The 19,514-nt window shown below is 60.5% G+C and carries 19 protein-coding genes; 11 read left to right on the plus strand and 8 right to left on the minus strand.

Features of this window, described 5'->3' with window-relative positions; all coding sequences use genetic code 11:
- Positions 1–105: 105 nt before the first annotated feature.
- Entirely contained in the window at positions 106–1,095 is a 990-nt protein-coding gene (locus tag ERE07_RS03850; RefSeq protein ID WP_130007463.1) for a tripartite tricarboxylate transporter substrate binding protein BugE, read from the minus strand.
- A 170-nt stretch (positions 1,096–1,265) separates the two neighbouring features.
- Here ERE07_RS03850 and ERE07_RS03855 point away from each other — a divergent pair, with 170 nt between their 5' ends.
- Genes ERE07_RS03855 through ERE07_RS03865 form a run of 3 tightly spaced genes read left to right on the plus strand, consistent with a single transcriptional unit; the run spans position 1,266 to position 4,033 of the window.
- Positions 1,266–2,168: an AEC family transporter gene (locus ERE07_RS03855; RefSeq protein WP_130007464.1), complete on the plus strand. Its 903-nt coding sequence runs from the start codon at positions 1,266–1,268 to the stop codon at positions 2,166–2,168.
- Positions 2,169–2,186: 18 nt separating this feature from the next.
- Positions 2,187–2,750 (plus strand): tRNA (adenosine(37)-N6)-threonylcarbamoyltransferase complex ATPase subunit type 1 TsaE, encoded by a 564-nt coding sequence (gene tsaE / locus ERE07_RS03860; protein ID WP_130007465.1) that lies wholly within the window; start codon positions 2,187–2,189, stop codon positions 2,748–2,750.
- A complete protein-coding gene (locus ERE07_RS03865; RefSeq protein ID WP_130007466.1) occupies positions 2,678–4,033 on the plus strand; it encodes an N-acetylmuramoyl-L-alanine amidase in 1,356 nt (451 codons plus the stop codon). Before tsaE ends, ERE07_RS03865 begins: the two co-directional genes overlap by 73 nt.
- Before the next feature lie 168 nt (positions 4,034–4,201).
- Here the strand turns inward: ERE07_RS03865 and ERE07_RS03870 are convergent, their stop codons facing one another.
- The gene (locus ERE07_RS03870) at positions 4,202–4,843 is read right to left on the minus strand and encodes a VTT domain-containing protein (RefSeq protein WP_130007467.1); all 642 of its coding nucleotides are present in this window, start codon (positions 4,841–4,843) and stop codon (positions 4,202–4,204) included.
- A gap of 116 nt (positions 4,844–4,959) precedes the next feature.
- Between ERE07_RS03870 and mutL the strand changes: the two genes are divergently transcribed.
- Both mutL and miaA read left to right on the plus strand, forming a co-directional pair.
- Positions 4,960–6,966, plus strand: coding sequence for a DNA mismatch repair endonuclease MutL (gene mutL, locus ERE07_RS03875; RefSeq protein WP_130007468.1), 2,007 nt, complete (start codon positions 4,960–4,962; stop codon positions 6,964–6,966).
- Positions 6,967–6,991: 25 nt separating this feature from the next.
- Positions 6,992–7,933, plus strand: coding sequence for a tRNA (adenosine(37)-N6)-dimethylallyltransferase MiaA (gene miaA / locus ERE07_RS03880; RefSeq protein ID WP_130007469.1), 942 nt, complete (start codon positions 6,992–6,994; stop codon positions 7,931–7,933).
- Positions 7,934–8,040: 107 nt separating this feature from the next.
- On the opposite strand, the gene purM is transcribed toward miaA, so the two are convergent.
- On the minus strand, positions 8,041–9,093 hold the full coding sequence (purM, locus tag ERE07_RS03885) for a phosphoribosylformylglycinamidine cyclo-ligase (protein ID WP_130007470.1): 1,053 nt from the start codon (positions 9,091–9,093) through the stop codon (positions 8,041–8,043).
- Between the two features lie 109 nt (positions 9,094–9,202).
- On the opposite strand from purM, the gene hda reads away from it, so the two are divergent.
- Genes hda through folK form a run of 4 tightly spaced genes read left to right on the plus strand, consistent with a single transcriptional unit; the run spans position 9,203 to position 12,543 of the window.
- Positions 9,203–9,931: a DnaA regulatory inactivator Hda gene (gene hda / locus ERE07_RS03890; RefSeq protein ID WP_130007471.1), complete on the plus strand. Its 729-nt coding sequence runs from the start codon at positions 9,203–9,205 to the stop codon at positions 9,929–9,931.
- Positions 9,932–9,956: 25 nt separating this feature from the next.
- Positions 9,957–10,658 (plus strand): HAD family hydrolase, encoded by a 702-nt coding sequence (locus ERE07_RS03895; protein WP_130007472.1) that lies wholly within the window; start codon positions 9,957–9,959, stop codon positions 10,656–10,658.
- Positions 10,659–10,667: 9 nt separating this feature from the next.
- Positions 10,668–12,044: a polynucleotide adenylyltransferase PcnB gene (gene pcnB / locus ERE07_RS03900; RefSeq protein WP_130007473.1), complete on the plus strand. Its 1,377-nt coding sequence runs from the start codon at positions 10,668–10,670 to the stop codon at positions 12,042–12,044.
- Between the two features lie 10 nt (positions 12,045–12,054).
- Positions 12,055–12,543 (plus strand): 2-amino-4-hydroxy-6-hydroxymethyldihydropteridine diphosphokinase, encoded by a 489-nt coding sequence (gene folK / locus ERE07_RS03905; RefSeq protein WP_130007474.1) that lies wholly within the window; start codon positions 12,055–12,057, stop codon positions 12,541–12,543.
- A gap of 58 nt (positions 12,544–12,601) precedes the next feature.
- On the opposite strand, the gene ERE07_RS03910 is transcribed toward folK, so the two are convergent.
- From ERE07_RS03910 to pdxR, 4 genes are all read right to left on the minus strand, one after another.
- Positions 12,602–13,819 (minus strand): CaiB/BaiF CoA transferase family protein, encoded by a 1,218-nt coding sequence (locus tag ERE07_RS03910; protein WP_280634351.1) that lies wholly within the window; start codon positions 13,817–13,819, stop codon positions 12,602–12,604.
- Positions 13,816–14,646, minus strand: a complete 831-nt coding sequence (locus ERE07_RS03915) for an HTD2 family dehydratase (RefSeq protein ID WP_130007475.1) — start codon at positions 14,644–14,646, stop codon at positions 13,816–13,818. The genes ERE07_RS03910 and ERE07_RS03915 overlap by 4 nt, the downstream gene beginning before the upstream one ends.
- Before the next feature lie 205 nt (positions 14,647–14,851).
- Positions 14,852–15,331, minus strand: a complete 480-nt coding sequence (locus tag ERE07_RS03920) for a carboxymuconolactone decarboxylase family protein (protein WP_130007476.1) — start codon at positions 15,329–15,331, stop codon at positions 14,852–14,854.
- A 253-nt stretch (positions 15,332–15,584) separates the two neighbouring features.
- On the minus strand, positions 15,585–17,057 hold the full coding sequence (gene pdxR / locus ERE07_RS03925; RefSeq protein WP_245153388.1) for a MocR-like pyridoxine biosynthesis transcription factor PdxR: 1,473 nt from the start codon (positions 17,055–17,057) through the stop codon (positions 15,585–15,587).
- Positions 17,058–17,416: 359 nt separating this feature from the next.
- On the opposite strand from pdxR, the gene ERE07_RS03930 reads away from it, so the two are divergent.
- Together ERE07_RS03930 and ERE07_RS03935 are read left to right on the plus strand one after the other, a co-directional pair.
- Positions 17,417–17,788, plus strand: coding sequence for a GNAT family N-acetyltransferase (locus ERE07_RS03930; RefSeq protein ID WP_245153446.1), 372 nt, complete (start codon positions 17,417–17,419; stop codon positions 17,786–17,788).
- A gap of 9 nt (positions 17,789–17,797) precedes the next feature.
- Positions 17,798–18,433, plus strand: coding sequence for an FMN-dependent NADH-azoreductase (locus tag ERE07_RS03935; protein WP_130007478.1), 636 nt, complete (start codon positions 17,798–17,800; stop codon positions 18,431–18,433).
- Between the two features lie 34 nt (positions 18,434–18,467).
- On the opposite strand, the gene ERE07_RS03940 is transcribed toward ERE07_RS03935, so the two are convergent.
- On the minus strand, positions 18,468–19,445 hold the full coding sequence (locus ERE07_RS03940; protein WP_130007479.1) for a Bug family tripartite tricarboxylate transporter substrate binding protein: 978 nt from the start codon (positions 19,443–19,445) through the stop codon (positions 18,468–18,470).
- Between the last annotated feature and the right edge of the window lie 69 nt (positions 19,446–19,514).

Below are 19,514 nucleotides of genomic sequence, written 5' to 3' on the forward strand. Positions count from 1 at the left end.
CTGCTAACCGGGGCTACAGACAGTTGAAATCCAAAGATGCTTGATACTTATATTCGTTCCTGACCTGAGGTACGCATACCTACCAACCTGGAACGTCAAGCCGTGTTATTCCAGCGAGATATTGCCCTTGGCAACAACATCGCGGGCCCAATCGTATTGCTCTTTGATTTCTTTGCCGAACTCTTCAGGCGTATTGCCCGACGGCGCGGCGCCTTGTTTTTCCAGCGTGGCGATGACCTTGGGATCCTCCAGCGCAACCACCGCCGCATCACGCAGCGTCTTGATGATGGCTTCCGGGGTGCCGGCTGGCGCGAGCAGGCCATACCAGGCAGGCTGGTTCAGCTCCGGATAACCTTCCTCGGCCAGCGTCGGGACGTCGGGCAGTGTCTTCAGGCGCTCTGGCCAGGCAACAGCCAGGGGACGCAAGTTGCCGGCCTGGATCTGACCCATGGACGAAGGCAGGTTGTCGAACATGCTGTCGATCTGGCCGCCGACCGCATCGGTCACGGCAGGGCCTGATCCCTTGTACGGAACGTGTACGGCATCAGTACCCGTGGACTGCTTGAAGGCTTCGCCAAACAAGTGCAGCACGGAGCATGTGCCCGAACTGCCATGCGTGTACTTGCCTGGATTATCCTTGAGCGCCTTGACGAACTCCTTGAACGTTTTGGCGGGGAATTTGGGATTGACTTCGATCACGTTGGGTACGTTGGCGAAGTTGGTGACCGGCATGAAATCCTTGAGCGGATCGTACGGCAGGTCGTTGGGACGGCATGCGGAGTTCACCGCCATCGTAGAGACCGTTGCGATGGACAGGACGTAGCCGTCTGGCTTGGCGCGCGCAGCTTCGGCGGCGCCAATGGCCCCACCTGCGCCACCCTTGTTTTCCACGACCATGGGCTGGCCGAGCTCTTCAGCCATGCGCTGCGTAACAATACGCGCGACGATATCTGTGGAACCGCCAGGCGCGAACGGCACGATGACACGAATGGGCTGACTGGGGTAATCAGCGGCAATGGCGGCGCCCGCGCCAAACAGCGAGACAACACCGGCAGCAAGGGTAAATGCCGCAAGTTTCGTGTGGAGTTTTTTCATTTAGGAGATTCTCCGGGAAGGGTTTCTGAAAAACAGCCAGGATCAGCCGGGTGTTTGTGACCAGCCGCAGAATAACAGTAAACTAGCTGATTCATAATGGCTTCCTAGCGAAAACCATTAGCAACTGCCGGCGCTTGCGCGACCGGCTCGTATGGCCTAAGCCCGCTTATATGTCTGTCATCCAGCTCGTCCTGCCTGATTTTCTTTTGATTGCAATGGGTTGGGTGTTATACAACAAACTGAAGTACTCGGGAGAATTTTTTCAATACGCTGAAAAGCTGGTTTATTTCATTCTGTTCCCGGCGCTTCTTTTTCGTTCGATTATACAAACTCCTCTCAGCCCTTCTACAGCATGGCAATTGTTACAGGCGGTGCTGGCATTGCTGGCCTTCGGCCTTGCTGCCATGTGGCTGGCCCGGCCAGCGCTCAAGCCTGACGCTCGGTCCCTTGCCTCGGTTGCCCAGTGCGGCTACCGTTTCAATACCTATATAGGCCTGTCGCTGGCCGCGGCGATGGCCGGCGCCCAAGGGCAGACCGTGATGGCGGTCTTGGTGGGCCTGTCCGTGCCATTCGTCAATGTGGCTGCGGTCTATGGACTGGCGCGGCAGCAGCCAGGCAGCAGCCTGATCAGGGAGATTGTCCGCAACCCGCTGATCGTTGCCACCGTATTGGCTTTGGCGGGCAATTTCCTGCATGTGTCCCTCCCCGAGGTGGTGGATGTCACGCTTGCCCGGCTCGGGGCCTGCGCGATTGCGATTGGGCTGATTTGCGTTGGCGCTACGTTGTCCCTGGAGGGCGGGCGCGGCTCAGGCAAACTCATGGGCTGGGTGGTGGCGGTACGACTACTTGCCATGCCGCTGGCTGCCTTGGCCATTGGTTGGCTGCTGGAACTTTCGTTGCTGGAGCGCCAAATGTTGTTGTTATTTGGCTCTTTACCGACTGCATCGTCAACTTATGTATTGGCGTCGCGCATGGGCGGAAACGGCCCTCTGGTTGCTGTCACCATGTCTGCATCGACCGTGCTGGCGATCGTTACGATTCCCTTCTGGCTGACCCTCAGCCCGGTCACCTAGCGTCTCGGGGTATTTGTTATGTCGTCCGATAATCAGCAGAAATTAGCTACTTTTAACGTATATTTGCAAGATGAAGACGCAACATCGGCACTGGCAAAAGCATTTGCGCCTATGCTTTGCGGCACTGATCCGCAACTGCCCGGGCTGTCCGCCGGCGGCCGGATCCATCTGCGCGGCGACCTTGGCGCCGGCAAAACCAGCTTCGTTCGCGCCCTGTTAAGGGCTGCCGGAATCACCGGCAGAATCAAAAGTCCCAGCTACGCCCTGCTTGAAAGCTATAATCTTTCTAACTTATACTTCTATCATCTTGATTTTTATAGATTTAGCAATACACGCGAATGGGTGGATGCAGGCTTTCGAGAAATCCTGCGGGACGATGCGGTAGTTTTGATCGAATGGCCGGACCAGGCGGGGGGGATGCTCCCGCCTCCAGACCTCGATATTACGTTCTCTTATGCAGATACGGGACGTAACGCCAGCCTCTCCGCCCTTAGCGAAAAAGGACGACTATGGCTGACGAAACTTGCTCCGCCCCGACAGGATCCACACCGGCAGACGTCGCCCGACGCCGAGTCCTCGTAACTGCCGGTTCCCTACTGATCATTCCAGTCATCCCTTCGTTGGCGCACGCCGCCTCCATCGTGGCGGTGCGAACATGGCCCGCCGATGAATACACGCGCGTGACACTTGAGCTCGACAAAGAGTTGAAGGCCGAGCATTTCATGCTCGAAGGCCCCGATCGTCTGGTTCTGGATATTGATGGCCTTTCCATGAGCCCGGCCATCAATGAACTTGTCTCGAAGATCAAACCCAACGATCCCTATATTCGCTCCGTACGCGTGGGGCAAAACCGCCCAGGCGTCTTGCGGCTGGTGCTCGACCTGAAACAGCCAGTTGCCCCGCAGGTCTTTACGCTCAAGCCGATCGGCGAATACAAATACCGGCTGGTGCTGGACCTGTACCCCAAGATCGCCCAGGATCCCCTGCTTGCAATTCTTAACAATGCCGAAGAGGATCCACTGGCGGAAGTGCTCGAGAATCTCGCGCAGAACGCACCACCGTCCGCGCCTGTTCCGTCCGTCCCGGGTCAGCAACTGCCCCCTATCGCCAAGCAACCCCAAGCACCTGCTCCCCTGCCGCCGCAGATCGCGCAACCACGCACACAGCCCTTGCTGATCGCCCTGGATCCTGGCCATGGCGGGGAAGACCCGGGCGCCGTGGGGCGAAACGGAACACGCGAGAAAGACGTCGTATTGAGCATCGCCCGACGCCTGAAAAAGCTGATCGATGCGCAACCCAATATGCGCGCTTATCTGACCAGGGACAATGACTACTTCGTTCCGCTGCATGTACGCGTGCAAAAGGCTCGGCGTGTCAAAGCCGATCTGTTTATTTCCATCCATGCCGACGCCTGGATAAAGCCCAGTGCGCGCGGTGCGTCTGTCTTTGCCTTGTCTCAGAATGGCGCCACCAGCGCGGCAGCCCGCATCATGGCCAAGCGCGAGAACGATGCCGATTTGATCGGCGGGATAAACCTGGGTTCGCATGACAAGCAGGTGGCAAAGGTGTTGCTTGATCTTTCCACCACAGCCCAGATCAACGATTCGATTCAGGTTGGACAGCGCGTGTTGCGCGAAATCGCCAAGATCAACAGCTTGCACAAGAAGGGTGTAGAACGAGCCGGCTTTGCCGTGCTCAAGGCGCCCGACATTCCGTCCATACTGGTTGAAACCGCCTTTATCAGCAATCCCGAAGAGGAACGCCGCCTGCGCAGCCCGAAATACCAGGGGCAAATGGCCGAAGCCTTGCTGGCAGGCATCTCAGGTTATTTCGAATCCAGCCCGGCGCTTGCCCGACGGGCATAGCCTGCAGCCACCCGCTTGCCCATCGGGGCGAAAGCCTGAAATCAGGCCATCTCCTCCGGCCGCGCCGCGGCCTGGCATGCCAGCGACACCGGCCCGAGATCAGGCAAGCTGGCTACAGACTGCTGCTTGATCCGCTGGCGGGTTGCAACCAGGCGAGTGGCAAAGCGGCTAGGACTCCGACGTCTTTTTCTTGAACAGCTTCCACAGCACCCCGGCCGCCACCGGCACGACGGCGGCGCTGACACCCACCAATACAATGGTGCTCAGGTGCTCCTTGATGATAGGGACATTGCCGAAGAAGTAACCCAAAGTCACCAGCCCCCCGACCCAAATTACCGCGCCAATCACGTTGAATAGCTGAAAACGGACAATGCTCATCATGCCAACCCCGGCGACAAAGGGCGCGAACGTCCGGAAAACGGGCAGGAATCGTGACAGGATAATGGTTTTGCCACCATGCTTTTGGTAAAACACATGAGTACGCAGCAGCGCGCGCTGGTCCAGAAAACGCACACGGCTGGTGAACACTTTTGGTCCAATGTAGCGGCCCACGTGGTAATTGACGGTATTGCCCAGCACCGCCGCCAGGATAAGCAGGCTTGCCAATAACACCGGGTCCAGCATGCCGCTTGCGCCAAATGCCCCAGCGATGAACAGCAGTGAATCACCGGGCAAAAACGGCAGCACGACCAGGCCTGTTTCCCCAAAGATAATCAGGAAGAGCACCAGGTATATCCATTCTCCGTACTGTACGACCCATTCGCCCAGGAACTGGTCTATATGGAGAATCATATTTACAAGATCAAGCATAGTTTCCCGACATCGTGCGTGGGGCATTGCCCCGGAAAAAATCCCAGTGTATTCCACGCAGCAACTTGCCGCGAACGAACGGCTAAAATCACACCATGACGAATCGGATTGACACCATGTCTGAACGACGCTGCATCGCCCCCCTGCCCGACCTGCTGGTCAGCCAGATCGCGGCGGGCGAAGTGATCGAACGCCCCGCCTCGGTGCTTAAAGAGCTGATGGAAAATGCCATTGACGCGGGCGCCCGCGCGGTCGAGGTTCGCCTCGATGGCGGCGGCATCCGCCGCATTTGCATCAGCGATGACGGCAGCGGCATACCGGCCAACGAACTCAGTCTTGCGCTAACCCAGCATGCCACCAGCAAAATCATTTCGCTGGATGAACTCGAATCGGTCGGGTCCATGGGGTTTCGGGGCGAAGCGCTGGCATCGGTGGCGTCAGTATCACGCCTGACGCTCACCTCGCGCACGGCCGATGAACCACACGCCTGGCAGATTAGCGCTGCATTCGATGACCCGGCCCCCGCATCCGGCTCCGTGGGCACCACCGTCGATGTCCGCCAGCTGTTCGACGAAGTGCCCGCGCGCCGCAAATTTCTGCGTTCGGAAGCGACGGAATATGGGCATTGCGTAGACGCCTTCGAACGTATCGCACTGGCGCATCCCCATATTGCCTTTCGCCTGTTCCACAATGACAAGGCCCAACGCAATTGGCGCGCCAGCGACGTGGCTCAACGCGTTCGGGAAGTGCTGGGCAGCGAGTTTGTCGAGCAATGCCTGGGGGTGCAGCGCGAGCAGGGCCTGATTTCGCTCGAAGGCGTCATCGGCCGCCCAACCTTCGCCAGGGCGCGGGCAGACAAACAATATCTTTATGTGAATGGGCGCTACGTCAAGGATCGCACTGTGTCGCACGCGGTGCGACAGGCGTATGCCGACGTCCTGCATGGCGACCGCCAACCGGCTTATGTCTTGTTTCTGTCGGTGAATCCGGCCACGGTCGATGTCAACGTCCATCCGGCCAAGCACGAGGTACGTTTTCGCGACAGCGGCGCGGTGCATCGCTTTGTCAGCCAGACGCTGGGACATGCGCTGGCGGGCGGTGGCGGGCAGGTGCTCGCCAACACTGATGCAGCACCCGGCACGGCCGGGGCGGACACCCCTTCCTCCATGGATCGCGACGCCGGGCATTGGGCCGCTCACGCCCACCCCGAGAACCTGCGATCCGGAGCAGACCTGCGCAGCGACGAAAGGCCAGGCCAAGGCCCGTCCAATCCGGCAGGCTGGGGCGCCGGAAGGCCAGGCACCGATGTCTACCGCTCGCAGCAGCGCCTTAATCTGCATGGCGACGGCGGTGTGGCTTGGCAATCGTTTTACCGTCCGCAAGGCGGCGCCTCCGGCCTGGAAGACGCCTTCGCGCCTTATGGACATCAAGATGGGGCCCCAGCGTCCCGCAGCGATCAGCCCCGGCCTTCTGCCCTGCCACCATCGCCCTTTGGCACGCCCCCCCTTGGCGCATCACCCTTTGAGCCTGGCGCAACAGAATACCCGCTGGGCATGGCGCTGGGCCAATTGCATGGCATCTATATTCTGGCGCAAAATCAACAAGGGCTGGTCCTGGTCGACATGCACGCAGCCCATGAGCGCGTAGTCTATGAGCAGCTCAAGCACGCGATGGACGCGCGCGAACTCCCCCGCCAGGAATTGCTGGTGCCGGTAGTCTTTACAGTCAGTGAAAAAGAAATCGGCCTGGTCGAAGAATACGAAGACACTCTCACCGAGCTTGGCCTGAGCATACGGGCCGCGGGTCCTACCGCCGTCGCCGTGCGCGCCGTGCCGGCGCTGCTGGCGGGCGGTGATATCGAATCCCTTGCGCGTGGCGTACTGCGGGACCTAGCCCAGGTAGGGATGTCGCCACGCCTGACAGAGCAACGCAACGAATTGTTGTCGACCATGGCTTGCCATGGCTCGGTTCGCGCCAATCGCCGCCTCACGCTGGATGAGATGAACGGCCTGCTGCGCAAGATGGAAGCCACCGAGCGCGCCGATCAATGCAATCACGGGCGTCCCACCTGGGTGCAATGGCGCATTGGCGAACTGGACAAGCTATTCATGCGTGGCCAGTGATGCGCGGTACAGGAAGAACCCGCCCATGACCACCCCCATTCTTTGCCTTGCCGGCCCCACAGCCGCAGGCAAGTCCGCCGCCACCTCCGCGCTGGCAGCACGCTGGCCCGTGGAGATCATCAATGTGGATTCAGCCACCATTTACCGCGGCATGGACATCGGCACGGCCAAACCCAGCAAGTCGGAACAGGCGCGCGTGCCCCAGCATTTGCTGGACATCCGCGACCCGGCGCAAAGCTATTCCGCCGCCGAGTTCGAACGGGATGCCAATCAGCTGATTGGCGACATCCTGTCACGGGGCAGGCTTCCGCTGCTGTGCGGTGGGACCATGTTGTATTACAAGGCACTGCGAGAGGGCCTGAATGCCCTGCCGGAAGCAGATGCGCAAATACGCGCACAGATAGACCGTGAAGCCGCCGAGATCGGATGGCCGGGCCTGCATCGCCAGTTGGCCGACTACGATCCCGTCACGGCCGCGCGGCTGTCTCCTAACGACAGCCAGCGTCTGCAGCGCGCCATAGAGATCTATCGCATCAGTGGCAAACCCATGTCAGCCTGGCTGCAAGCAGCGCGCTCGCCCTCAACGCAGCCCGATCAGGCCCATCAATACATAACGATCAGCCTGGAGCCTTCGGACAGGTTGGTTTTGCATGCGCGTATCGCACAGCGTTATCGCAGCATGCTGGACCAGGGATTGGTGGAGGAAGTGGCCGCATTGCACGCCCGGCCGGACCTGCACCCCGGTCTGCCCTCGGTGCGTTGCGTGGGCTATCGCCAGCTCTGGGAGTATCTGGATGGGGCGAGCAGCCTGGAAACCGCCGTGGAGCGCGCCATTGCCGCAACTCGCCAATTGGCCAAGCGACAACTGACATGGCTGCGCTCGCAGCCGGACCGCCTGACGGTGGACTGCCTGGCCGACAATACCGCGGCACAGGTGGTGGATAAGGCCTCTGCCTATTGGCCTTGACAGGCCAGGTGATCCGGGATGCGCGCTCGCAGCCCACTCACGCAAATGCACAGCCCCCTTGGCAGCCGTACGGTGCGCATTCAACCCGGGTTCCGGATGCGCGTGAGCTAGATGACGACCGTCTGTGGCGCGTCGGCACTTTCCCGGACCACGATCTCGCCCAGACGGCTGACCTGCTCGCCCTGCGCCGTGAGTGTGGCCATGACTGCGTCGGCATCCTGCGCCGCGACCACGATGACCATGCCTATGCCACAGTTGAAGACACGATGCATTTCGTTGTCTTCGACGCCGCCATTTTCCTGCAGCCAGGTGAACAGCTCTGGCATGACCCAGGCGTCGCGATGCAAGGTTGCGGCAAACCCAGGCTGCAGAATGCGCGGCACATTTTCGAGCAGACCGCCGCCTGTGATATGGGCCAGGCCCTTGATGGCCGGGCCGTGCTCGGCCAGCGCCGCCAGCACGGGCTTGACGTAAATGCGCGTAGGCGCCATCACGACGTCTTCGAGCGGGCGGCCGTCGAGTTCCTGCCCCGGACGCGCATTGGCGTGAGTGAGAATTCTGCGCAGGAGCGAGTAGCCATTGGAATGGGCGCCGCTGGAGGCCAGGCCCAGCACTACGTCGCCTTCGGCGATGGACTTGCCGTCGATGATGCGGGATTTTTCTACCGCCCCGACCGCAAAACCGGCCAGATCGTACTCGCCGTCCGGATACATGCCAGGCATTTCGGCTGTTTCACCGCCGATCAGCGCGCAACCTGCAAGCTCGCAGCCCCGTGCAATGCCACCGACCACGCTGGCGGCAGTATCCACCGACAGCTTGCCGCAAGCGAAATAATCCAGAAAATACAGCGGCTCTGCGCCCTGGACGAGAATGTCGTTGACGCTCATGGCGACCAGATCGATGCCGACGGTGTCGTGGCGGTTCCACTCGAAAGCCAGGCGCAGCTTGGTGCCCACGCCATCGGTGCCTGACACCAGCACAGGCTGCTTGAGATGGGGCGGCACTTCGAACAGGGCGCCGAACCCGCCTATGCCCGCCATGACGCCAGCCCGCATGGTGCGGGCCGCAAGTGGCTTGATGCGATCAACCAGGGCATCCCCGGCGTCGATGTCGACCCCGGCATCGCGGTAGGTCATGGAAGCGGATTGTTTGTTTGTCATGAGAAAAGCCGTGGGATGTGCAAGAATTGCATGTTTAATTGAACCAGAGGGTAGATTTTACGATGAACGCGGCAATTTCACCCGCGCGCCGTGCCGCTCCGAAATAATCATGACTCAGCAACTCATACTGGACCTTCTGCCGCCCTCCCCGCCATCACTGGAAAATTTCGTGGCCGGCCAGAATGCCGCCGTGCTCCACGCGCTTGCCCACTGCACGCCAGGGCATGCCTTGTACCTGTGGGGCGCTCCCGGCGCAGGCCGTAGCCACCTGTTGCAAGCCGTCGCCCAGCAGGACGATGCCCTGTATGTAGGGCCCGATGGCCCAGCCGCAACGCTGTCCGCCCTGGCCAGCGCGGATACCTTTCCTTACCGGCTGGTTTCCATCGATAACGTCGAACTCATGGACGAACGCGACCAAACCGCCTTGTTTGCCCTGTACAATCGCTGGCGCGAGGTGGCCACGACGAATGAGGCATTTGCCATGGTGCTGGCGGGTGATCGCGCGCCGTTGGCACTGCCGCTGCGCGAAGACCTGCGTACCCGCCTGGGATGGGATCTGGTCTACAGACTGGAACTGTTGTCGGACGATGATCGCGCTCAAGCACTGGAAACCAGGGCATCCGAGCGCGGGCTGCGGCTGGCGCCAGAGGTTGTCAACTGGATTCTTACCCATTATTCGCGCGATATGCGGCTGCTGAGCGCGTTGCTGGAAGCGCTCGATCGCTACTCCATCGAGAAAAAGCGGGCAATTACTGTTCCGCTGCTCAAAGACCTGCTCGCGTCCGGCCAGCCTGCCGTCGACGACACCCGCGGCAGGCCCGAACCCGATCAACTCTAGGCGAAATCCTGTAATCCATTTTGTCATGACCACTACGCAACACTTGGCCCTATTCGATCTTGATCACACGCTGCTTCCCCTTGACAGCGATTATCAATGGGCCGACTTCCTGGCACGCACAGGGCGAGCCGGCGACCCCATCGAAGCGCAGCGCCGCAACCAGGAACTGATGGACCGCTACAACGCAGGCAACCTGACTGCGGAACAATCTGCCGAATTCATGCTGGGCCTGCTCGCACGGGCCACGCCAGCCGAACTGGATGACTGGCATAACGCATTCATGGAAGAAGTCATACAGCCCTCAGTGCTGCCACGCGCCGAAGCGCTGGTCAGACATCACATAGACCGCGGCGACCTGTGCGCCATTGTCACGGCAACCAACCAATTCGTGACCGCACCCATCGCCAAGACTTTCGGTATCCCGCAATTGATTGCAACCATTCCCGAAATGCAGGAAGGCCGCTACACCGGCCGCATTGCGGGCGTGCCAAGCTTCCAGGCAGGCAAGGTCGTGCGCGTCAACCAATGGCTGGCCGACCTGGGTCGGAGCCTGGAAGACTTCGACGCGTCCTATTTCTACAGTGATTCGCACAACGATTTACCCCTGCTCGAAGCCGTAACGCACCCGGTCGCCACCAACCCCAATCCGACCCTGCGCACATTGGCGCTTGAGCGTGGCTGGAGGGTGCTGGACCTGTTCGAGGACATGCAGGACGCAAAGTCCTAAAATACCGCCATGCTCAAGCAAACAATAAAAAATTTCGTGGAGCGCCTCTTTGCGTCGGCGCCGCGTGGACCTGAACGTCTTTCACGCGATAAGCACGGCATCGACCGCCGCAATGTATCGCGACATGCCATCAAGGTTTGCGAAGTATTGCGCAGCGAAGGCTACGAAGCCTATATCGTGGGCGGCGCGGTGCGCGACCTGATCGTGGGCCTGGTCCCCAAAGACTTCGACGTGGCAACCAATGCAACCCCCGAACAAGTGCGTCCGCTGTTCCGTCGCGCACGCATCATCGGACGGCGCTTCCAGCTCGTGCACGTGGTGTTCGGGCAAGAAATCATCGAAACCTCGACATTCCGGGCCATGGCCAATGGCGAGGAGCACACCGACGAGTACGGTCGCATTCTGCGCGACAATCTCTTTGGCACGCAGGCCGAAGATGCCGCGCGGCGCGATTTCACGCTCAACGCCTTGTATTACGACCCGCTCACTGAAGAAGTCATCGATTACCACCGTGGCGTGGCCGACCTCAAGAACCGTGTCGTACGGATGATCGGCGAGCCCGAGGCGCGCTACCGCGAAGACCCTGTGCGCATGCTGCGGGCCATACGGTTTGCGGCAAAGCTGGATGGTTCGATCGATACCGCTTCGGCCGAACCTATCGCCCGCATGGCGGAGCTGATCGAGCATGTGCCTTCGTCGCGGCTATTCGACGAAACCCTCAAGCTGCTGACCTGTGGTCATGCCATGGAATGCCTGCGCCAGTTGCGCAAGGCCGGGCTGGATCGAGGCCTGCTGCCTTTGATCGACCAGATATTCGCCGAAGAAGGCGGGGAAGCATTCATTGCCCTGGCGCTGGCCCGCACGGATGCACGCGTGCGTTCCGGTCAATCCATCAGCCCGAGTTTTCTGTTTGCCGCCCTGCTCTGGAAGCTCGTCAACAGACGCTGGCAAGAAATCACCGCCAAAGGCGAACACGTTGCGCAGGCGCTGGTGCAGGCGGCAGACTCCGTCATGGACGAACAAACCCGCAGACTCGCCATCCAGCGTCGTTTTCAGGCGGATATGCGAGAAATCTGGTTTATGCAGGCGCGCTTCGAACACGTCAACACGCGCGCCATCTGGCGCATGATGAATCAGCCGCGCTTTCGCGCCGCTGTGGACTTTCTGCAATTAAGAGCCGAAGCCCGCGAGGTTGACAGCGTACAGGCACAATGGTGGATGGATCTGGCCAATGCCGATGACGGTCAGCGCGCCGACATGATAGAGGCTTATCAATCTACGCAGCGTGCACGGCCTGCGGGCGCCAAGCGCCGGCGCAGCCGCGGACGCAAGCGGTCCACTCCGCACGACCAGCAGGCCAAGTCCGCACCGTCGACAGAAAACTGAGCCAGGCCTTATGACACGCTGCTATATAGGCCTGGGGGCAAACCTTGGCGAAGCGCAATCGGTCCTGTTGGCGGCTGCCGGGCAGTTGGAAGATGCCGCAGGCACAGGTACATTCCGGCTGTCCCCACTGTATCGCAGCGCCCCGGTAGACGCATCGGGGCCTGATTATGTCAACGCCGTCGCCGAATTCGATACCGCGCTTGACGCGCACGCCCTGCTGTCAATGCTGCAGCGCATAGAACAGGCGCATGGTCGGGAGCGCCCATACCGAAACGCGCCTCGCACACTGGATCTGGATCTCTTGCTGTATGGCGACTGGCACATTGATGACCCTGACCTGACCGTGCCGCATCCACGCATGCATCAGCGCGCCTTCGTGCTCAGGCCGCTGGCCGATCTCGCACCTGGCCTCAAGCTGGCGCAGGGTACATTGCCCGACCTGATTGCGGCCTGCGCGGATCAGGCGATTACGCGCATCCCGGACGACCCTCGCCGCTGATCAGCCTGCAGGATGGCGATCAATGTACTGCCACTGCAAGGATCGCCAACACGCCGACCTAGATAATGCCCTGCTCGGCGAACGCTCGAACCTGCGTCTCGCTATAACCGAGCTCAGCCAGGATCACAGCCGAATGCTCGCCCAATGCCGGGATAGGATCCATACGCGGCTGAAAGGCCGAACTGCTGGCCGGCGGCACCAGCGCAGGCAATGCGCCCGCCTCGCTGTCCACCGTTCGCCAGCGCGCGCGCTGCGCCAACTGGGGATGTTGCCAGACGTCGGCCATGGTATTGACACTGGCGTTTGCGATGGCGGCTTCTTCCAGCCGGGCAATGACCTGATCCCGCGTCAGCGCTGCAAACACCGTGACAATCAGCACCCGCAAAGCCTCCTTGTTGGCGACTCGGCGAGAATTGGCGTTGAAGCGTTCGTCGGTAGCCAGCTCCGGCTGCTGCAGCACCGTTTTGCAGAATGCAGCCCACTCTCGTTCGTTCTGCAAGCCCAGCATCACTTCGCTGCCATCGCCCACCGGGAAAGGCCCATAAGGATAAATCGTGGCGTGGAAAGCGCCCGCGCGCTGCGGCTGCGGCGCGCCATCAAAGGCGTAATACATAGGAAAACCCATCCACTCCACCATGCTTTCCAGCATCGATACATCAAGCCGGCAGCCCTGCCCCGTGCGTTCGCGCAGCAAGAGCGACGACAGAATGCTGCTGTAGGCATACATGCCTGCGGCGATATCGGAAATGGAGCACCCAGCCTTGGCAGGCTGGTCAGCCGACCCGGTGACCGACAGAAAGCCGCTTTCGCTCTGGATAAGCAGATCGTAGGCCTTTTTGTCCTGATAGTCGCCGCCCTGGCCATAGCCCGATATATCGCAGACGATAAGCCGTGGATGATCGGGCGCCAGGGCTTCGTACGATAATCCCAGGCGGGCCGCAGCACCCGGCGCCAGATTCTGAACCAGCACGTCGGCCTGTTGCAGCAATTTGCCGAGAACGTCGCGGGCCTCGGGGCGTTTAAGGTCAAGCGTAAGACTTTCTTTTGATCGATTGGTCCAGACAAAATGCGAAGCCAGCCCCTTGACCCGTTCATCGTAGCCACGCGCAAAATCCCCCACGCCTGGCCGTTCAATCTTGATGACGCGCGCGCCCAGATCTGCCAGCTGCCGAGTACAAAACGGTGCTGCGATGGCATGCTCCATGCTGATGACGGTAATACCGTCCAGTGGCCGTGGCGTGTTGCCCCCGACTGCGGTCTGTTGCTGACTACTCACGCTTTGAACTCCAGTTCTGCCTGATGAGCTAATGTCCCATCCTGCTCTACCCACAAACTTGCCTTGCCTGCCTCATCGATGCGGCCAGCCGCGCGAAACGGCGTGGGCGCGATCAATGGGCGCAGGCCTCGATATGCCAGAGACACGGGTGTCTTGTCCGGATTGGCCCGCGTAAAGGCGCGGCACATCAGCGTGGCCAGCATCGGTCCATGCACGACCAGGCCAGGATAGCCTTCTGTCTGGGTGGCATAGGGATAATCATAATGAATGCGATGCCCGTTGAAGGTGACGGCGGAATAGCGAAACAGCATGAGCGGCTGGGGCTCGACCTTGTCGAACCATTGCGCGTCCGGCGCGCCATCGCTGCCCTGCAGCCTGGGAGGGCTGGGCTCGCGATAGACGATATCCTGCTCTTCGTCGATACACAGGCGATCGGCCTGAATGTACTGATGGCCCACGGTGACGAACAGCAGTTTTCCGGTGCGGCCGGTTTTCTCTTTGACAGCCAGAATGGTGGATTCACGGCGCGCAGGCACGCCTGCACGCAGGGATTCGTAGAACTTAAGCCGCCCTCCTGCCCACATGCGGTTGCGACCATCCGCAGGCGGCAGAAAGCCGCCACGGCGAGGATGGCCGTCGGCGCCCGTTTCGGCATATGGCACGCCTTTCACAAAAAAACACCATTGCCAGAGCAACGGCAACGGATCGCCCTGCGCCGGCGCCGGTTCGTTCAGGGCCAGGGCCACTTTGTCGAGATGCCCAAGGTCGAGATTGTCTTCACAGGTTTCACTGCGACCCAACCAGGCGCTGAGGTCTTGAGTTGACATGCTTTCCCCCAAAGTATGGGTTACATAATAGGGGTAGCATGCCTGTAATTCGCAGGCTTTTGAATTCGCTTTTGCGCAAGGGGTAGTTTGCCAGACGCTAACGATGGTTCAATGGGCCCGTGCTATAGCGGTGCCACGGCAGTGGAACACCGCTTCCAGCGCCAAATCCGACGACGCCAGCAAGGTTGGCCGGCGCCGCACAGGGCTAGTTCAGCCCGGCCTTGTCCAGCCCGTACGCGGCGTCCATCGAGCCCGGCTCCGCCCGGAATGCCACCGACATGCGGTTCCATCCATTGATGACAACGATCAGAAACGACAGCTCGGCGAGCTCCTGTTCTGAAAACGCTTGACGGACGGACTCGTAGATTTCGTCCGGCACGCCATGTGGCGGCAGTTTGGTGACCGCTTCCGTCCATTCCAGGGCGGCTCGCTCGCGGGAGGTAAACAACGGCGACTCACGCCAAACGGCAATATGGTGCAGCCGCAACTCGCGTTCACCGTGGATTTTGGCCTGCTTGACGTGCATGTCAACGCAGAATGCGCAGCCATTCAACTGCGACGCCCTGATATCCACCAGGTGCTGCAGTTCTTTGGCAATTGGGCTGCCGGCGAGCAGCATGCTCAGTTCCCGAAATTTGTTGGCGGGGGCCGGAGAGGCCTGGAAATAATTCAACCGCTGGGTCATCTTGATTCCTTTACTGATAAAAGCGCCGGCTGTTCCGGCGGTGTGAATCCTGACATCGTTCACGGCCCAATGATGGAACATCTTGGTCTACACAGTAAGCACCATGAAAAGATTTTTGTTATAGGCCATGATTTCCGTTGCACGCCATACGCACCCGGACTGGCTCCTGCGCCATTGGGTTTGCCCATCGCGGCGGCGGTCTTGGTCATAAGGCGAGGCGAAGGCTGCCCCTCGCGTGCCCGCATGGCACGGGCTATATCAAATCCAGGATACGCCTGCCCAGTTCCTCTGCCCGCTCCTGCGTAGCAATATTGGTAAAACTGAGCAGCAAGCCTGGCTCGACGGAGGTGGAGACGGCCCAGTTGGATAAGGCATGCGCATACATGCCGTGCTCGCGCATGCGCGCGGCCAACACTTCGTCCGACCGCGATTCCCGCATGCGCAAAAGAAGGTGCATGCCCCCAGGCTGCGGCGCCACCTGCATGTGGCCGCCGAGCACACGCATGAGACCCGTGGCGGTCGCGTCGCGACGCTCCGCATAAAGCTTGCGCATGCGCTGGATATGACGGCCAAAATGCCCTTCGGCCATAAATGCTGCAACCATTTTCTGGGTCAACGATGGAATGCCGGGCGCGAAGACCTGTCTGGTTTCCCGAAAACGCAGAACTTCGTTTTCGGGCACCACCAGGTAAGCCAGCCGAATACCCGGAAACATGACTTTGCTGAAGGTGCCGGCATACAGCACCCTGCCCCGTCGGTCCAGACTGGTCAGCGCAGGCAGCGGCCGGCTGGCATACCGGTACTCGCCATCGTAATCGTCTTCAACAATCCATGCGCCCGCCTGCGCTGCCCAATCCAGTATATCCAGCCGACGCGGCAACGACAGCGACATGGAAAGCGGGCTTTGATGCGCGGGCGTGACCACGGCGGCGCGGGCAGCGCTGGCTAGCGCTATGCCTTGCCGCACCACCATCCCTTCTGCATCCACCGGCACGTGAACAGGGTGAAGGCCCGCGCGCTCCAGCAATTCGCGTGTGGGAAGGTAGCCCGGGTCTTCCATCCAGACGCGGTCGCCCGGCGTCAGCAAGGTCTGCATAATAAACTGCATGGTGTCGCGATAGCCGGAGGTAATGAACACTTGTTCAGTGCTGCAGCTTATGCCGCGCGCCACCAGCAAATAGGCGGCAATCGCCTGCCGCAGCGCCGGCAGGCCAAACAGCGAGGGATAGTTCATGTCTGGCGGCTGCGTGCCGCGCAACTGCCGTGCGCCCAGGCGCGCCCAGATCTTGCGGGGAAAGGCATCCAGTGCCGGCAACCCCATCTGGAAGGGAGGGATCTCTCTCGACGGGTCGGGGTCATCCGGATGCGAGCCGCCAAACGCCGTGGCAACCTCCACAAACTGCGTCGGCGCGCGCTGCGTGGGCCTGGCCGTCGCGGACGACATGTGGATACCCGGCGTCACAATGGTTCCCGCCTGCCCGCGCGACTGGATATATCCTTCGGCGCTGAGCAAGCCATAGGCCATCTCGATGGTTCCGCGCGCGAGCCCCAGCTCCTTGGCCAAGGCCCGAGCGGACGGAATGCGATCTCCGGGCTTGAGCACGCCTTCTGTGATGGCGCCACGGATTCGTCCGTACAGCTGCCGGTAAAGCGGTTCCGATCCGGCAGGGTCGACCGAGAGCAACGCGGCTGAGCAGGGATTTTCCATAGCCTGAAAAAATGTCATGTCATCGGTAGCTTTATTATGTCACCCAGCTTGGCCAGCGCGTTGCCGGCACACTGCCCTGAATGAAATACTGAAACGCAAGGCTCCCCGACAGCGGCCCCTGCCCGGGCAGTATAGCGGCCGCGTCGAACTGCTTCATGGCCTAACTCAAACGTCAATTCTTGGCTCTTTTGAGAAGGGCATCCGACGTTTAGCATGGGTATTGCCGGCCATCCCCATTGATACAGCACATGAAAGCAAGGACGTCCATCTTGAAAGACAACACGACACTCGCCGCCAAGACGGGAGCGGGCACATTCCCTGACACCGTCATCGAGCACGCTGATACCGAACGCGAGCTGCGCGCCTGTTTTCCCATCATGCAACAGCTCAGACCCCACCTGCGCGACGAGGAAGACTTCATGAGCAGACTCTACCGGATGCGCGCCGAGGACTACCGGCTGCTGGCCGCCTGGCAGGCCGACGAACCGATTGCGCTGGCGGGCTATCGCTATCAGGAAAATCTGGTTTATGGCCGCTTTCTGTATGTCGATGACCTCGTCGTGGCCGAGCCCCTGCGCGGTAGCCAATGGGGAGCGAAACTACTGGAAACCGTGGAGGGCTTTGCCCGCAAGGCCGGCTGCGCCCGCTTTGTACTGGACACAGGCCTGTCCAATGCGCTGGCCCAGCGCTTTTATTTCCGGCAAGGGCTATTGACCGGCGCCATGCGATTCAGCAAACCCCTGCCCTAGGATCTTTATATGCACATTCTGCGTATTCTCAGCAGCCCGCGCGGCGCCGCCTCTGAAAGCAATCTGCTTTCGGATAGCGTCATACGTCATTTGCAGCAGTGCGCTCATCCCGAACCTGTGACGCTTGAAAACCTGGACGCGACAACGCTCGCGCATGTGGATGACGACTATGCCCACGCGGTAAGCGGACCGCACGCCGGGCATCAGCACACGCCAGCCGCGGGTACGCTGGCCGCATCAAGCCGGCTTATCCAATCGCTGGATCGTGCCGACTGCCTCGTGATCGCCACCCCCATGCACAACTACACCGTGCCTGCCGGGCTAAAGAATTGGATCGATCACGTTGTCCGCGCGCACAGCACGTTCCAGATCACGCCGCAGGGCAAGATAGGCGCATTGCGCGACCGGCCGGTGTATGTGGCCATGGCATCCGGCGGACCGGTAGCTGGCCCCCATGCCCGCCAACCTGATTTTCTGACACCTTATCTCAAGGCAGTGCTGGCCACGGTGGGGCTCAAGGACGTTATCTTCTTCACAGTGGAAGGCACGGCAGGCAATGGCGCAATGCTGGCCGCCGCACGCCAGCAGGCGGAACAGGCGGTTGCTGGCCATTTTGGGTTGGCACTGCAGCAAAGCCCGCTGTAACGTCGCCCACAGGCGCGGCGCGATCGTGTCCGGCTTAATCCAGCTGGGTCCCCAGATCCCGAATCAGCTTCTGCCATTTTGCGGTGTCTTCCTGGAGCAGCGCAGTGTATTCAGCCGGCGTATTGCCAACTGGTTCCACGCCAAACTCAATCAGCGTGTCATGCACCTTGGGCTCGTTGAGCGCGGCGACCACCTTGCTATTCAGCGCGTCGATCACGCTTTGGGGCGTGCCTGCAGGAACCACCATGCCTACATGCGCTGCCGCGACAATGTTCTTGTAACCCAGCTCTGCGAAAGTTGGCACATCCGGCAACTGCGGCAAGCGCTCGGGGTTCGCGACTGCCAGCGGCTTGACCTTGCCACCCTTGATAAAGCCCGCCCCCGCAGCCAGGTCCACCATCATGACCGGCACCTGTCCACCAGCAAGATCGGTCAATGCTGGAGAAGCACCACGATAGGGAATATGAACCATGTTCAGGCCAAGCTCGGACTTGAAGAGCTCCATGGCGAGGTGGTGAGGGCTGCCCGCTCCCGCCGATGCATAGTTCAAGCCCTGGCTGCTGGCTTTCGCTTGATCAATGAGATCCTGAACGCTATTGATGCCGGCATTCGGATCGGCCACCAGAATCATGGGGAAACGCCCCAGCAGCGTGACAGGCGCCAAATCCTTGGCCGGGTCGTAACTGAGTTTGTTGTAAAGGGCCGGATTAAAAACCAGGGTGCCATTATCTGCCGACAGCACGGTATAACCGTCGGGCGAGGAACGTGCCGTTTCGCTGGCAGCGATGGCGGTATTGCCGCCCGGCTTGTTTTCTATGACCACGGTCTGCCCCAGCAGGGGAGAGAGCGCATTGCCGATCGTGCGGGCCAGAAAATCCGAACCGCCCCCCGCAGCGTAGGGCACCAGCCACCGTACGGGCTTGTCGGGATAGGCCGCGGCACTTGGGGCAGATAGCAGCATGCAAGGCAATGCCAGCAGGGCGGCCGACACGAATTTATTGAACTTGCTCATTGTTTCCTCTCGGGTTTGTCGTGGTTCGAACTTATAAGCGTAAAATATATACGCAGTGCGTAATTCAAA

Origin of the sequence: Allopusillimonas ginsengisoli (assembly GCF_004153455.1) — a bacterium.
GTDB classification, from domain to species: Bacteria; Pseudomonadota; Gammaproteobacteria; order Burkholderiales; family Burkholderiaceae_B; genus Allopusillimonas; species Allopusillimonas ginsengisoli.

Coding starts and splice junctions, on each gene's coding strand:
- ERE07_RS03930 (WP_245153446.1), top strand. CDS start 17,417: ATGCAACAGCTCAGACCCCACCTGCGCGACGAGGAAGACTTCATGAGC.
- ERE07_RS03865 (WP_130007466.1), top strand. CDS start 2,678: ATGGCTGACGAAACTTGCTCCGCCCCGACAGGATCCACACCGGCAGAC.
- tsaE (WP_130007465.1), top strand. CDS start 2,187: ATGTCGTCCGATAATCAGCAGAAATTAGCTACTTTTAACGTATATTTG.
- ERE07_RS03855 (WP_130007464.1), top strand. CDS start 1,266: ATGTCTGTCATCCAGCTCGTCCTGCCTGATTTTCTTTTGATTGCAATG.
- ERE07_RS03915 (WP_130007475.1), bottom strand. CDS start 14,646: ATGTCAACTCAAGACCTCAGCGCCTGGTTGGGTCGCAGTGAAACCTGT.
- ERE07_RS03940 (WP_130007479.1), bottom strand. CDS start 19,445: ATGAGCAAGTTCAATAAATTCGTGTCGGCCGCCCTGCTGGCATTGCCT.
- ERE07_RS03920 (WP_130007476.1), bottom strand. CDS start 15,331: ATGACCCAGCGGTTGAATTATTTCCAGGCCTCTCCGGCCCCCGCCAAC.
- miaA (WP_130007469.1), top strand. CDS start 6,992: ATGACCACCCCCATTCTTTGCCTTGCCGGCCCCACAGCCGCAGGCAAG.
- mutL (WP_130007468.1), top strand. CDS start 4,960: ATGTCTGAACGACGCTGCATCGCCCCCCTGCCCGACCTGCTGGTCAGC.
- pdxR (WP_245153388.1), bottom strand. CDS start 17,057: ATGACATTTTTTCAGGCTATGGAAAATCCCTGCTCAGCCGCGTTGCTC.
- ERE07_RS03895 (WP_130007472.1), top strand. CDS start 9,957: ATGACCACTACGCAACACTTGGCCCTATTCGATCTTGATCACACGCTG.
- ERE07_RS03935 (WP_130007478.1), top strand. CDS start 17,798: ATGCACATTCTGCGTATTCTCAGCAGCCCGCGCGGCGCCGCCTCTGAA.
- pcnB (WP_130007473.1), top strand. CDS start 10,668: ATGCTCAAGCAAACAATAAAAAATTTCGTGGAGCGCCTCTTTGCGTCG.
- purM (WP_130007470.1), bottom strand. CDS start 9,093: ATGACAAACAAACAATCCGCTTCCATGACCTACCGCGATGCCGGGGTC.
- hda (WP_130007471.1), top strand. CDS start 9,203: ATGACTCAGCAACTCATACTGGACCTTCTGCCGCCCTCCCCGCCATCA.
- ERE07_RS03870 (WP_130007467.1), bottom strand. CDS start 4,843: ATGCTTGATCTTGTAAATATGATTCTCCATATAGACCAGTTCCTGGGC.
- folK (WP_130007474.1), top strand. CDS start 12,055: ATGACACGCTGCTATATAGGCCTGGGGGCAAACCTTGGCGAAGCGCAA.
- ERE07_RS03850 (WP_130007463.1), bottom strand. CDS start 1,095: ATGAAAAAACTCCACACGAAACTTGCGGCATTTACCCTTGCTGCCGGT.